Raw genomic sequence first — 14,026 nt, forward strand, 5'->3', positions numbered from 1 at the left:
ATTTTCTCCTGCCCGGCAAGAGTAGGCACGTAGGTCCGGAGGTCCTCACGACCGCTCGATGGGAGCGAGCAAAAACTGAGGGCAGCAGATTGCTGCAGGCGTCGCGAATTCCTCATGAACAAAGTTGTTTGAAAGGAAGGCGGGGTTGGGCCCGCCTTCTTATATGACGCGCAGATTAAGCCGATGGCTGCAACGCGCCAGAACGAATCTCGATTGCCGAAATCAAGCCGCGACCTTCTTGCGGGTTCGCTTCGTCGGCGCAGGCTCCGGCGCTTCCGGCGCCTTCGGTTTGCGGCCGAGCCCCATCGTCTTGGCCAATGACGAGCGCGCCGCGGCGTAGTTCGGCGCGACCATGGGATAATTCGCCGGCAGGCCCCATTTGGCCCGATATCCATCCGGCGTCAGCCCATAGTGGGTCGACAGATGGCGCTTTAGCGATTTGAATTTCTTCCCGTCCTCAAGGGAGATGATGTAGTCCGGTGTCACCGATTTCCTGATCGGGACTGCAGGCGTAAGGGCAACCGGCTCTTGCGCAGAGACACCTCCGGCCGTCGCTCTCAGAGCCGCATGCACTTGGCCGATGAGGGCAGGGAGATCCCCCACCGGGATCGGATTGTTGGAGACATAGGCCGACACGACATCGGCGGCAAGCTCAATGAGGGTGTCGACGTTTTTTCCGGCTTCTTCTGTCATGAAACTCTCCAGGCGGTGAAACATAGTCAGCGAAGCGTCGCTTCATAGGGCCGGTTGCCGCTGAAAGCAACAATGTCTCGACAGCGTTATTGCCAATGCTCGTCCAGAAGCGACATCGATGCGCCATATTTCCCGTCATGACCGCTGAGCCACTCGTTGTTGGCGACCCTGCCGTGGTGCGTGGCGCGTCCCGGCTGTAACTTTGCGCCGAAGTTGCTAGTAGTCGAGGCTAAGCGCGCTATTTGTGTCCCGCTTTACTTCTTTGGACTGTGAAATCGAGGGATCGTGATCGCTTGCTGGCGGGCGTCAGGACGATGGACGTTCATTGGCAATGGCCAAATGTAAGTTCATCGCCCGGTGAGCCGCTCTTCCAAGGGGCTGGGAACCGCCGCTGGGAACCAAGGACATCAATGTATTTCGAGGCGTTTCTTTGCCGGTCCTCGAGAGACGGCAATCGCTGCGGACGACACCTGTTCCACGATTAACAGCGCGGCGACACGGGCAGCTTCTCGAATCTGGAGCGGCTTCTCGCAAGCTGGCGCCGTGCCGAGAGGCCGGGCAAGGACAGTGCGTCGCCTGCTTAAATCGTACGCGTCAACCTGCCAGCGACGCTGTCCCATGCGGAATCCCGCGACCGGCCGTGTGATCTCGCCGGTAGTCGCCCCGGCCCTCTGCACGAAGCCTCGGGATGCGCTGACGATCAACCAGGCCACAAAGGTCGACGTCCTGAAGCAGGGGTCACATGAGTTTGCCACTATGCGCAGGCTTGCCATGCGCTTCCGCGGCATTTTGCGGGGCCTGTGAATTGGGCAAGCTCGACACTTCGATCGACGTGGCGTCAACTCCGGGTTCGTCGCCATCCCGCGTTTCGGTCGGGTCCTACGCCGTGACGTTGACGCCGTTCGCGATGCCATTGAACTACCGCTGAGCAACGGCCAGGCGAAAGGGCTGATCAACCGCCTGAAGACGATTAAACGTACGATGTAGGCAGAGCGGGCTGCGAACTCCTTAGGGCACGCATGCTGCCACTCAGCCGGCCTGATCACCGCACAAAGCGAGGAAGAACCTGGTCAAGTGCAAAGCGACAATTGCCTCGACAGCGGGTCCCGGAAGGTTTATGCTGCCCAGTGTTACCGCAATCCGGAATGGCCATTGAGTACCTTCACGAGTGAGGGAGTGGAACTGCTTTGTCGGCCAAATTGTTGACGGAACGCCCGGCGCCCATTGTTGCTACATGTCTAGATTCTTGGGGCGTTTTGGATGATGCAATCCACCATCTCACTCCAAAGGGGAGTGGAATCTGGAACAATGTCGCTTTTGTTCGCACGACATCCTTCGTGCCCGATTGGCATATCGTCTTTAACTCTGCTTCTCTTTTTGGGCTCCCTGTTGATATCGAGGCGAGCCCAAACAGGACAATTTTTGCAATCGGCGAACCGCCGACGAAAGCTCATCGCGCGTTTCATGAAGGGCAGGGGAAAAATACTATCGTCCTGACGTGTGACGCAGAGCTGGCTGCTCGGCAGAATGCAGCGCGCCGATTCGTTTTGTCTCCACCTATCACTCGGTCTTGGTCTGTAAACAAGACATATGACCAACTTCTGGTCAGCGAAGTCGTGGATAAGCCGCTTCGGCTCTCATGGATTACCAGTGACATCGCCCTGCTTAAAGGACATCGATATCGGCTGGCGTTTCTGGAACGGCTGAGAAAGGAGCTCGATTTTGACCTGTTCGGCCGAGGTTTTCGGCTGATTGGAGATAAATGGAACGCACTCGCACCTTACCGTTACAGTATAGCGTTCGAGAATACTCGTGCTGATTACTATTTTACAGAGAAGCTTATGGACTGCTTCGTTGCTGAAACAATGCCGATCTATTACGGCAGCCCGGCAATCACGAGGTTCTTCCCTTCGGACTCTATGGTTCTGATTGACCCAGAGGACAAGAACGTAATCCCAAAAATTCAAGAAATCATCGACTCGGACCTCTGGAAGGAACGTCGCGGCGCAATAAGAGAGGCGAAGCGGTTGGTCCTCGAGAAATACAATACGTTTGCTTATCTCGCGGGCTTCATCGAAAGCGTTCAGGATAAACCCTTACCGCCGGAAATTATACACATCGATTCGCCTGAAGTCGATTTTGCAATGGACGAATGAAGTACTCCAACGCTCGCTTCGCGTGCCCGGCGGTCGGTGGTCTGGCGAGATCGGTACGGAACGCTCGGCGGAGAATGCCTGCTGCGCAGACGGCCGGCACGGGCGCACGAGGTCATGCGCCCCCGGCTGCCGCTGATCAGACGAACTGGGGAAGGCCAGGAACGGAATTGAGGACCTCGTCCACGAGTTCGTCGCCGGCATGTTCCTTGGCGCAGGCGATCGTCTCGTTGGCGAGGCCGGCGATCTTTGCCATGCTGAGACCCTCACTCATCAATTGCTGGCCGAGCCCCATAAGGCCGCCACCCTCTGGGTCGTCGCCATGATACTTCGCGACTAATTCTGAAGCTCCCGGAATGGCCTCGATCATGCGCGCAACGGGACCGTCGGCCGCGTGGCTTTGCAGGAAACCCAGCATTAACCCAACGGCCTTCTCTGCGACAGCCGGGCCGATGCCCGCACCAGTGGCGATGCGCGGTAAGAATTCTTCCATGCAGGGTCTCTCTCTCTTTAATGAGGTTTACACGGGGCCCGTCCGGCGCCCAGCGCCCTTGGCCGAACCACAATTGAACTCCACAAAAATAGGCCGGCGGAAGTGCTATTGCGCGTAAAACCGCCTCTGTCAACGCAAGCTGCGTCGGACGTGCGTGTTTCGCAAACCGGAGATTCATTCCAATTCACTTTGACCTGCTACTGAACTGTCATCCAGCTGCGATTAGAGCCTCGACCGTTTTTGTTACGCCTTGTGGCGCGGGTTGAGCAACCGGCGGAGGCGCGGAGCCTTCCATCAGCACAGCGTCGGAGCCGGTTGCGGTGATGACCTGGGCATAGGCTGCCGGGGTCTGGTAGCCGAGCGAGGAATGTGGCCTCGCGGTGTTGAAGTCCTCCCTCCATTCGGCGATGGCGCTTCGGGCGTGGTCGAGACCGAAGAACAGGCTCTCGTTCAACAGCTCATCGCGCATCCGGCCGTTGAAACTCTCGACATAGCCGTTCTGCATCGGCTTGCCCGGCGCGATGTAGTGCCATTCGATCCTGTAATCCTTCGACCAGGCGAGGATGGCGTTCGAGGTGAACTCGGTGCCGTGATCGGAGACGATCATGCGTGGCTTGCCGCGCTGGGTGATCAGTTCCGTCAGTTCACGGGCAACCCGACGGCCGGAGATCGAGGTGTCCGGGATCGCCGCCAGGCATTCGCGCGTCACGTCGTCGACGACGTTGAGCACGCGAAACCTGCGGCCGCAGGCGAACTGGTCATGCACGAAATCCAGCGACCAGCGCGCGTTCGGCTTTGCCTCGACCAGGATCGGCGCCCGCGTGCCGACCGCTCGCCGCCTTGCCCGGCGCTTGCGCACCGTCAGGCCCTCCTCGCGGTACAGACGATAGATGCGGTTGACCCCAGATGCCTCGCCCTCGCGCCTGAGCAGGATGAACAGCCGCCTGTAGCCAAAGCGTCGGCGCTCATTGGCGAGGTCGCGCAACCTGCCACGCAGCTCCGTCTCGGGCGGACGCCTTGACCGGTAGCGGATCATCTTGCGATCGGCGCCCACAAAGGAACAGGCCCGACGCTCCGACAGACCCATGACGGCCTGCAGATGCGCGACGGCTTCGCGCTTGGCGGCGGGCCCTACCATTTTTTTGACAGAAGCTCACGCAGCGCCGAGGCTTCCAGCATCTGATCGGCGAGCAGCTTCTTCAGCTTGGCGTTCTCGTCTTCCAGCGCCTTCAGCCGCTTGGCGTCGGACACGTCCATCCCGCCATACTTCGCCTTCCAATTATACAGCGTCGCCTCCGAGACCCCGTGCTTGCGGGCCAGATCGCCCGCCTTTACACCCGCCTCATGCTCGCGCAGAACCGCAATGATCTGCTCTTCTGTGAACCGCTTTCTCTTCATCAGTCCGTCCTTCGATCAAGGGCCGGACTCTAATCTCAGATGGAGGAAATTCTTAGGGGCAGGTCAACTTCATTACGTATTGGCAACCGCACAGATTGCGGTGGCTCGCTATGGGCCAATGCCCCGCGCCCGTCAAATTATGACGACAACGTGGTCATCGCCTAGGATCTGTGGATCAAGGTGTGAGGCACTTACAGCCGGTGGACCTGCTCAAGCGCCGCGCCGACACAAGGGCTAGATTGGCGATACTGCGCGTGTTGGCCATGTCTTTCCTCGCGTGATGGGATGTTCGTAGAAGCGGAGCTATATGCCGGTGTGACGTCGATAAGGCGACCGGCTATTCCGACAGGACATCCATACTGTCGCATAGACCGTCGCTGCTTAGGTATTGAGACCGCCATGGCTGGTGACATCACAATGTGCAGTCCGCGGGTGTCGATAAGGCCGATTCACGCAATCAGCAGGTCAGGAGGAACGAATGAACCCCGAGGTTTCAGAAGCTCACTTTTCGCAAGGCGTGCAGCGCACATGGTGCAAGAGATTGCCAAGTCTTCCAGATGCTATCGACTTTCTCAACGATGGCTGGAAGATCGCAGTGACCGAATCTTCGAAGCGCACTCAGTGCGTGCTTTGCTACATCCAACCGGTTGCCGAGCAGGGATACTCCTCCTCCCTGAAGTCCAATCGAGAACAGCGATCACTTCCAAGAGGGTCCCAGCTCAGCCGCGAAAACAGGTGTCAGACCCCGACCCTCTCCCTCAGCTGATCTAGCTCAGGGCGTTCATGATCTGCAGATCGCATAATGGCTGCGTGCACGACGCAGGAAGACCATTTATGAAAATCCTATTCAGAACGATGGCTGTCACCTTGCTGGCACCCACCGCCTTTGCTGCGGATTCGATCCCCACCGACCTCAGAGATACGGCATTGGCCACCTTCAGGGCTTTGCCATCCACCACGCCGACAGTCGCCAACAACCCGATCACCCCGGAAAAGATCGCTCTCGGCAAGGCACTGTTCTTCGATCCACGCGTCTCGGCGTCAGGCGTCTTGTCGTGCAACTCGTGCCACAACCTGGCCACCGGCGGCGACGACAATCACGAAACCTCGATCGGCCACGGTTGGCAGAAGGGACAGCGCAACGCGCCGACTGTACTGAACGCTGTCTTCAACATCGCCCAGTTCTGGGATGGTCGTGCCGAAGACCTGAAGGCTCAGGCGAAGGGACCGGTCCAAGCCGGGATCGAAATGGCCAATACACCGGGCCAAGTCATCGCCACGCTCAAGTCTATGCCGCAATATGTCGAGTGGTTCGATGCAGCTTTTCCGGCTGAAGCCGATCGGGTCACCTTCGACAACTTCGCCAAGGCGATCGAAGCCTTCGAGGCGACACTGGTCACACCGGCCCCGTTCGACAGCTTCCTGAATGGTGATGAGCTTGCTATGACTCCCGAACAGAAACAGGGCCTGGCGCTTTTCATGGACAAAGGCTGCTCGTCCTGCCATGCCGGCATCAACGTTGGTGGGGAAGCCTATTACCCATTCGGCCTCGTGGAACAGCCCAGCGCCGAGATCCTGCCGGACAAAGACAAGGGACGATTTGCGGTCACCAACACAGCCGATGACTACTATGTTTTCCGCGTGGCGCCGCTGCGCAACGTTGCACTCACCGCGCCATACTTTCATTCGGGCAAGGTTTGGGATCTGAAACAGGCCGTCGCCATCATGGGGACCACCCAGCTTGGCGTAGTATTGGCGGACGAAGAAGTTGATCTGCTTGTTGCCTTTCTCAACTCGCTGACCGGAGAGGCACCCGAGGTCGCCTATCCCATTTTACCCTCCGAAACGGCGACAACGCCCCGGCCCGTAACGCAGATCTCAGGAAAATAAAGGGCCAACTGGCTGCGGACGTCGCAATCGAAAATGATTGCGGCTTTTACTTGGGCCACACGAATTGCCACGTCCATCTCCGAATTGGCGGGAGGCTAGCAATACCCGAAACCTGCCACTTCGCCCGTCGTCTGCGCGAATCAACTGGGGAAGCGGACAGACGCGCAGCATCATGTATTGTCGCCGCCTGAGCGAACGCGCCAAGCAGTCTACTTTGAGAAACGACGTGTGTACGATTTGTTCGACGCGCGGGGCCGGTATGTTCCCAAGCACCAATACTATAGCGTAGTATCACATTTGTATTTCTGCGGATGAGGACACGTGCCGCAGGAAAATTGCACATTTTCGCCGTGTGGCTTATTTCCAAGAGTGTGATCGGTTTGGCACATTCCCGGCCGACATCCGCCAGCCGGCAACTCCCCACACCGTGAGGAAGAGAAGCCTCACGCCTGCACTTTCTGCCGGAGCGCGCGTGCTGCAGCGACCATGTTAATGAGGGCAGGGCGGACCTCCTCCCATTGCCGTGTTTTGAGGCCACAGTCCGGGTTTATCCACAGTTGGCCGTCGGACAGTCGCTCGCGGGCAAGCATGACTAAGTCCCGAATCTCGCCGACTTCCGGGACGCGTGGTGAGTGAATATCATAGACGCCGGGACCGATTTCGTTCGGATATTTGGAGCTCGTGAAGGCGTCCAACAGTTCCATCTTCGAGCGCGACGTCTCAATCGAAATGACATCCGCATCCATTCCAGCGATCGCGTGAATGATCTCGTTGAACTCCGAATAGCACATGTGGGTATGAATTTGAGTCGCGTCCTTTACACCCGTTGAAGCGATCCGGAAACATTCGACAGCCCAGTCGAGATAGACTTTCCAGTCAGATTGGCGCAGTGGCAATCCTTCGCGAAACGCGGCCTCATCGATCTGGACCATCCTTGCGCCGGATCTTTCGAGATCCGTCACCTCGTCGCGGATGGCGAGCGCGATCTGGCGGCAGGCTTCGGAGCGGGGTACGTCGTCGCGAACAAAAGACCAGTTGAGAATGGTGACTGGGCCTGTGAGCATTCCCTTCACGGGCTTTTCCGTAAGCGACTGGGCGAATTGCCACCAGCGCACTGTCATCGGATTGCGCCTCGATACGTCGCCGAAAATGATGGGGGGACGCACGTAGCGCGACCCATAGCTTTGTACCCAGGCATGCTGGGTGAGCGCGAAGCCGGACAACTGCTCGCCGAAATGCTGTACCATGTCGTTTCGCTCGAACTCACCGTGCACCAGCACGTCCAGCCCGATCTCTTCCTGCCACCGAATTGCAGCCTTGATCTCCTTCTTCAGGAACGTCTCATAGTCGACATAGCTCAGCTGGCCTTTCGCATGAGCGGCCCGCGCCTTGCGTACCTGCGACGTCTGCGGGAAGGACCCGATGGTCGTCGTCGGGAACGGCGGCAGCCCGAGTGAGCCGGCTTGGACTCTGGAGCGCTCGGCAAAAGCGCTCTCCCGTCGCTTCGCGCTGTCGTCAATGCTAACGATCCGCCCCTCAACAAGCGGGTCATGGATCCTCGTGGATGTCACGCGCGTGGCGGCAGCCTCGGCAGACGCTTTCAACGCGCCAGCCACCGCATCTCTGCCTTGGGACAGGGCCCGGGCCAGCAACACCAATTCGTCGGTCTTCTGGGCCGCGAAGGCGAGCCACGACCTGATGTCCGCCTCGAGTTCCGTCTCCATGCGCAGGTCGATCGGCACATGCAGCATCGAGCAAGAAGGCGCGATCTCGACGCGGTCCAAGGGCCAGCCGGCGACGATCGGTTTGATGCGGTCGAGAATGGCGGGCAGGTTCGCACGCCAGACGTTGCGGCCATCGATCAAGCCAAGCGAGAGCACCAGATCCTTCGGAGCGAGCCGACCCACCGTTTCCAGCTGCTCGGGAGCGCGCACGAGGTCAATATGCAGCCCGGCCAGGGGCAGAGAAACCGCGGTTTCGAGATTGTCTCCCAGCGACCCGAAATACGTAGCCAGCATGATCTTCAGCTCGGGCGCGGCTTTCGACAGCTGGCCATAGGCGAACTCGAACGCAGCTCGTTCGTTGGAGTTCAGATCGAGGACAAGCGCTGGCTCATCGATCTGCACCCAGTCGGCTCCCGACAGCTTCAGCCTCTGCAGGAGTTGCTCGTAAACGGGCAGCAGCCGCGGTAGGAGCGCGATAGGATCAAACCCTTCGGCAGGCGATTTCGCCAGCTTGAGGAAGGTGATGGGTCCAAGGATGACTGGGCGTGTGTGAATGCCGAGAGCTTTGGCCTCGAGGAAGTAATCGACGGGTCTCGTCGACGAGAGGGCGAACGTCTGATCATCATCCAGTTCCGGCACAATGTAGTGGTAGTTCGTGTCAAACCACTTGGTCATTTCCATCGCGGTTACACCGGGCCCATGCGCCGCCTCCTGGTGACCAGCGTGTGCACAATCCTCCGTCTGACCCTGGTTGCCGCGCCCCATTGCGAAGTAGATGTCAAGTGGGACCTCGCCGCTATTCCAGCCGTAACGGGAGGGAATGGCGCCGACCATGGCTGCGGTGTCAAGCACATGGTCGTAAAGCGAGAAGTCGTTTGACGGGATTTTCGACACGCCGCGATCGCGCTGCTCTTCCCAGCTAGCGGCACGGAGCGCCTTCGACGTCGCAAGAAGGTCGCCAGCGGACGATGTTCCGGACCAGTAGCTTTCAAGCGCGAATTTCAGTTCTCGCCGACGACCGAAGCGCGGCACGCCGAGCGTTGCTACAGGAATTTGCTGAGAGACAGTCATGTCATACCCCGATGGTTGGGGGCGTCGGTGACAAGGAAGGCGCTAGCAGGCCCGGCACGCCCGGGTTGCAGCGGCCACCGAGACACCCCGCCCGTGGACGTAATTCGTCGTGGCAGGTCTCCTGGCTCGCGGGGTCATAGCCTCTACCCGTCTTCCCGAGGGTATTCGCCTCAGTGACATGAGTGGGGTTGGCTCGCCGCTAACAGTTGCGGGGGCAGCGCCGGCATCGCACCGGCTTCCCTCTTAGCTCCGCTGCGGCAGCGCCGCACGCGAGAACCACGACACGCCAGACAATCACAGCAATCCCTTCTCTTGTCAATGGCGCATAACGAAATGTTTATGTGGTTATGTCATGGCGCTTTTACGCTTATCTAACATTGTGAAACATGGAGTCGTCCATTTGCCGGCGCTGCACCGCTGCCCCATTGTCCAACTAATGGAGGCCGTGCGGAGCCACAACAAGACTTTAACCTCAACCTGAAAAGCGCTACCGCTCAAAGGACGCTGGTGATCCGCGAGCGCCGAGCCAAGGGTTGTGTGCGTCAAGTTCTGCAAAATGGGGCGGCCATGATGCTGGTCATGCGGCTTGGCGCAGAGCGAGCTTCTTGTGCTCGCGCAGGTCGTCCATGTTGATGTATCGGTTGGCCTCCATCCAGTTTTCATTGGTCTCGACGGCCAAAGCCCTGACCAGGCGCAGGCAGCTTTCGGTATTGGGGAAGATGCGCACGACATAGGTGCGCCGGCGGATTTCCTCGTTGAGCCGCTCCAGCATGTTGGTGGATTTGAGATGCTTGTGGTGCTGTCTCGGCAGCCTGAAGAAGGTCAGGGTTTGTTCGATGGCATCCTCGGCCCAGCCTGTCAGGCGCGGATAGCGTGCCGACCATTTGGCAAGCCATGCGGCAAGATCAGCCCTGGCCTCTGCGAGATCGCGCCGGTCGTAGAGCCAGCGCAATTCCTGCAGGCAGTCGTCGCCGTGCTTCCTCGGCAGATGATCGAGCGCGTTCCTGAGGAAGTGCACGTAGCAGCGTTGCCAGGCGGCTTCGGGGATCACCTCGCCGATCGCTGCCACCAGGCCGGCGTGATCGTCGGACACGACCAACTCGACGCCCTTGAGGCCGCGCGCCTTGAGGCCGACGAGGAAGTCCCTCCAGGCCGAGCGGCTTTCGCGATTGGCCATCTCCACGGCCAGGATCTGACGCCGGCCGTCCCAGTCGATGCCGACCGCGATCAGCACTGCCTGGCTCATGACGATGCCGGCTTCGCGCACCTTCTCGTAGCGAGCGTCGAGGATGAGGTAGGCAAAGGGCTCCTGAAGCGGTCGTTCGGCAAACGCCTTCAGGCTCTCGTCCAGCCGTTTGTTGATGGCCGAGATCGACGAGGCCGAGAAGGCATGGCCGCACAGTTCTTCCGTGATCGCCTTGACCTTGCGGGTCAACACGCCCTGCACATACATCTCCGCCAGCGTCGCACCAAGGCCCGCTCGGAACGCTGGTAGCGCTCGAACAGCTCGGTGGAGAAGCGCCCGGCACGGTCCTGCGGAACCCGCAGCTCGAGCTTGCCGACGCGCGTCACAAGGTGCGGCCGTAATAGCCCGAGCGATAGCCAAGCCGTTCGGGTGTGCGCTCGCCTTTCGAAGCACCCAGCGCCTCGTCCATCTCGGCCTCAAGCACCTCCTGCATCACCGCACGGAGCACTTCGTGAAGGCCGTCCGGGTTCGAAAGCAAGATGTCTTTGACGGCAGCGCTGGCGGTCTTAACTTCAGTCTTGGTCATGGTGGCGTTCCTTCGCGGGAATCAGGTGACGTGAACAATCACCAGCCTGCCATGACCGCCCCCCTCTCAGCGAATTTGCAGAACTCTCAGCACACTACCGAGCCAACACCTGCGGAAGGTGTGCGGGATGAGCCCCAACCGATTTCGCGGTGCGGTAGGCGTCACGAGTCATTTAAGGCAGCAGGCAAGGAATCACTGTGTCTGTTGACGGGCTACCCAATGCGTATGTTCTCTCGAAAAGGCTTGTTCGGCTTCGTTCACAAAGTCCGAGAAAGCAGCCTCTGAGGCGACTTCCATAACGCGTCCCTGTATGATCCCAATCTCGTGGGCCGTTAAAGTGTATGAAGACGAAAGCTCGTTGAATTTTTTCACTTGGGTCCAACCCACCATTACTCGAAGCGAAGACGATTAACGGCTATATAGGCCAAATCGCCAGGACAGGGTTGGCTATCCGTAGCAAAATAAGTCCGATGGCAATGACGTATGCAGTTATACCAGCGAACATCCAAGCTCGACTCGCTTTTTTGTTTTTGCTCGCCTTAACTGCATACCAAGAGCGTTGCTCACGAATCCGATGGGTATCGTAGAACGATTTTCGTTCATCCAGCGACAGAGCACGCGTCGCCTCCATCGAGACCGTAATCTGGTCGTTGGCGGCTTCATCTGGCGGGATTCGACTTCCAATATGGTGGTTGGCATCAAGGATCGCGAGCAAATAATTTCGGAAACTCCGCCCTTCGAACCGCAACTTTGTCGGCATCGCCGAACGGTTCCGCCCGCATGCAGTAGCGCCAGCATGAGGTCTTAATGGACTCTGCAAGTGCTCGGCCTTTGTACCAGTCTTGCTCAGGCTTCTTTAAACTGCGAGTGATTAAAACTCCCAGCGAAATCAAGAAAACGAAGGCGTATCCAGCAAAGTAAAGGGGCGTTTGACTCAAGTCGAGAGAAAGGATTGCCGCGACCAGGAGCAACATGTACTCAGCTCGAATGAGCCATAGGAACTCACTTTGCGAGCCAGCGGAGAGCTGGCTCGCAGCACGATATAGCGCAGGGTAATCGAACTTTATTGTCAAGGTACAAGACGACGAATTGCTGCGACAATGGAGGCCGAATTCCAAGCGACCATCTCATCAGCATAGTCAATTACGGACTGCGGCGTTCTCTGCTCCCCCCACCGTTTGATTCCTAAAATCGGCTTGCCGAGGGACCTTGCAAACTCCATCTCGAACTGAATCCCTGTGGTTAACATACATCCCGGAGACAATCACCACGCACTGCACGGGTCGGATTTGGCGCCTCATCGCTTCGGCGAGTTCGGCTTTGCTCATACGTGGGAACGCGTCGTCCACGGGGACGGAGTAATTTGTCCACTCGAAGTTCGACGCATCGTTCAAAAACCTTACCGCACGTTCGTACCGCTCACTGTAGCTCCACGCGTGGCTGATAAAGAGCCGATGGTTGTGTAGATATGGCACGACAGCATCCTTTGAAAAGCGCAAGAAATATTAGGTATCGGTCAAATAGCCGCATAAGTCCCGTTTAGCACGTGCCGCGCAGCGGTCAATGCTCGCGGCCTTTTCTTGCCCCTGAAGTATCTTTTGCGGTGGAAATCGATCCCTAGCAGCCGCACCTGACGCCGAGGCGGTTTTGAAAATGGTTCGAGCGCTCCTAAAGACGTGCTACGAAAAAACCGGAACCATGAAGGACGTGGTCAACACTGGGGACTTTTTGTTGACAGCCTACAGTGCCGCATCTCTGTTATTACGGCGCGGGAATTGCCGGGCTGTTGACGCATGCCGGAATCACTCGATAGCGATCGGGGGTATCATTGCGCGTGCGGAGTGACGGTGTCGCCCTTAACTGCGGTTTACGAAATCAACTTAGTTCCCGCCACTCGACCGTCTGCAGCGACTTGAAGAACGGGTTAGCCCTTGGATTCTTTCGGGACGGCCGTAACAACCGGCGGGGTACTATCAACCACGACATGCACTAGCGTGTTTAGTCTCTCACGCACACCTTCATCGAAAAAACAGGTCTCAAGCCCTTTGGTCCCGCTAAAATTCACAAATTCGAGACCCTTGGCATATCTGAAATCGGCATTTAGTAAATTGGCGTTGCGGAAGCTTGCACCTGCTAGCTCGGCATCTTCGAATGGCGGAGCGTACACCTGGGCCCGGTTCTGCGGATCGTCATCTATCACCTCAAACCAATCATCCTCATTCGGCTTGAAGTCCGTCCATTCAAGCGTAGCGCCGTCGAAAGTCGCGTTAACGAGATTTGTTTGAAGAAATCGCAAGTTGGTACCCTTTATGCCGAATAAGGTGCCACCCAGCATGCCTTTTGAGAAAACCACTCCAACGCAATCAGTTGCAGAGAAGTCTACATTGTCGAGTACGGTTCCGAAGTTTGCTAGTCCGCTGATCGAATTCGTATTGAACACCGTGCCGCGCAACTTCGTGATTCTGTTCTGGAAAAACGAGAAGTCACGAAGGGTTATCCCGCGCAGATCAAAGGCGGTCACTCCCAGCTTGGAGAGCCGCCGCAGATTTCCAGCAATTCGCACACGTGCCTCTTCAGTGTCCCAGCGTTTGTAGTCGTCTATCTCCTCGCTGTAGCGCTCTATGTGCTGCTTTCGTTCGCGCCGAAGCTCAAACCAGCCGATCAGCAGGACGACAAAGATGATGTCGAATAGCGTTCCCCAAGCTTCGACGTAGACCCCTTGTTCGATGTCACCGACGGAGCCCCCGATAGGACGCAGGTACAGAAGCAGTGCCACCCATGCGACCGCGATACCGATAGGAGGCGCATATGGCCCAATTGCATTTCGGAACG

Annotated in this window: 11 protein-coding genes, 2 pseudogenes and 1 riboswitch; of the genes and pseudogenes, 3 read left to right on the forward strand and 10 right to left on the reverse strand. The window is 58.0% G+C overall.

Annotation, left to right across the window (positions count from 1 at the left end; genetic code table 11):
* Window positions 1-222: 222 nt before the first annotated feature.
* Complete coding sequence (locus tag AC3CB8_RS10380; protein ID WP_352727243.1) at window positions 223-693, reverse strand: Ros/MucR family transcriptional regulator; 471 nt, start codon at window positions 691-693, stop codon at window positions 223-225.
* Between the two features lie 398 nt (window positions 694-1,091).
* Between AC3CB8_RS10380 and AC3CB8_RS10385 the strand changes: the two are divergent.
* Together AC3CB8_RS10385 and AC3CB8_RS10390 are read left to right on the forward strand one after the other, a co-directional pair.
* A pseudogene (locus AC3CB8_RS10385) lies at window positions 1,092-1,721 on the forward strand (transposase); the annotation flags it as partial.
* Between the two features lie 159 nt (window positions 1,722-1,880).
* On the forward strand, window positions 1,881-2,849 hold the full coding sequence (locus tag AC3CB8_RS10390; RefSeq protein WP_084018634.1) for a glycosyltransferase family 10 domain-containing protein: 969 nt from the start codon (window positions 1,881-1,883) through the stop codon (window positions 2,847-2,849).
* Window positions 2,850-2,985: 136 nt separating this feature from the next.
* On the opposite strand, the gene AC3CB8_RS10395 is transcribed toward AC3CB8_RS10390, so the two are convergent.
* Both AC3CB8_RS10395 and AC3CB8_RS10400 read right to left on the reverse strand, forming a co-directional pair.
* Window positions 2,986-3,339 carry a hypothetical protein gene (locus AC3CB8_RS10395; RefSeq protein ID WP_023783327.1) on the reverse strand — a complete coding sequence of 118 codons (354 nt, stop codon included), beginning with the start codon at window positions 3,337-3,339 and terminating at the stop codon, window positions 2,986-2,988.
* Between the two features lie 208 nt (window positions 3,340-3,547).
* A protein-coding gene (locus tag AC3CB8_RS10400; protein ID WP_156939434.1) for an IS3 family transposase occupies window positions 3,548-4,737 on the reverse strand; the annotation gives its coding sequence in 2 pieces (ribosomal slippage) (window positions 3,548-4,485 and window positions 4,485-4,737; 1,191 coding nt in all).
* Between the two features lie 834 nt (window positions 4,738-5,571).
* Between AC3CB8_RS10400 and AC3CB8_RS10405 the strand changes: the two genes are divergently transcribed.
* Complete coding sequence (locus tag AC3CB8_RS10405; RefSeq protein ID WP_352727308.1) at window positions 5,572-6,627, forward strand: cytochrome-c peroxidase; 1,056 nt, start codon at window positions 5,572-5,574, stop codon at window positions 6,625-6,627.
* Between the two features lie 443 nt (window positions 6,628-7,070).
* Here AC3CB8_RS10405 and metE read toward each other — a convergent pair whose 3' ends face one another.
* The 7 genes and pseudogenes from metE to AC3CB8_RS10440 all read right to left on the reverse strand — a co-directional run bounded on the left by metE (window position 7,071) and on the right by AC3CB8_RS10440 (window position 13,970).
* Complete coding sequence (gene metE / locus AC3CB8_RS10410) at window positions 7,071-9,422, reverse strand: 5-methyltetrahydropteroyltriglutamate--homocysteine S-methyltransferase (RefSeq protein WP_352727310.1); 2,352 nt, start codon at window positions 9,420-9,422, stop codon at window positions 7,071-7,073.
* A gap of 94 nt (window positions 9,423-9,516) precedes the next feature.
* A riboswitch (cobalamin riboswitch) is annotated at window positions 9,517-9,718 on the reverse strand.
* A gap of 281 nt (window positions 9,719-9,999) precedes the next feature.
* A pseudogene (locus AC3CB8_RS10415) lies at window positions 10,000-11,194 on the reverse strand (IS256 family transposase).
* Between the two features lie 192 nt (window positions 11,195-11,386).
* Window positions 11,387-11,584 carry an SLATT domain-containing protein gene (locus AC3CB8_RS10420; protein ID WP_352727312.1) on the reverse strand — a complete coding sequence of 66 codons (198 nt, stop codon included), beginning with the start codon at window positions 11,582-11,584 and terminating at the stop codon, window positions 11,387-11,389.
* 25 nt (window positions 11,585-11,609) lie between these two features.
* Window positions 11,610-11,954: a hypothetical protein gene (locus tag AC3CB8_RS10425; protein ID WP_352727314.1), complete on the reverse strand. Its 345-nt coding sequence runs from the start codon at window positions 11,952-11,954 to the stop codon at window positions 11,610-11,612.
* Entirely contained in the window at window positions 11,893-12,312 is a 420-nt protein-coding gene (locus AC3CB8_RS10430; RefSeq protein ID WP_352727316.1) for a DUF4231 domain-containing protein, read from the reverse strand. The genes AC3CB8_RS10425 and AC3CB8_RS10430 overlap by 62 nt, the downstream gene beginning before the upstream one ends.
* A 21-nt stretch (window positions 12,313-12,333) precedes the next feature.
* Complete coding sequence (locus tag AC3CB8_RS10435) at window positions 12,334-12,669, reverse strand: TIR domain-containing protein (protein ID WP_352727318.1); 336 nt, start codon at window positions 12,667-12,669, stop codon at window positions 12,334-12,336.
* A gap of 449 nt (window positions 12,670-13,118) precedes the next feature.
* Complete coding sequence (locus tag AC3CB8_RS10440; RefSeq protein ID WP_352727320.1) at window positions 13,119-13,970, reverse strand: pentapeptide repeat-containing protein; 852 nt, start codon at window positions 13,968-13,970, stop codon at window positions 13,119-13,121.
* Window positions 13,971-14,026 lie beyond the last annotated feature (56 nt).

Source organism: Mesorhizobium sp. P160927 (assembly GCF_057766385.1).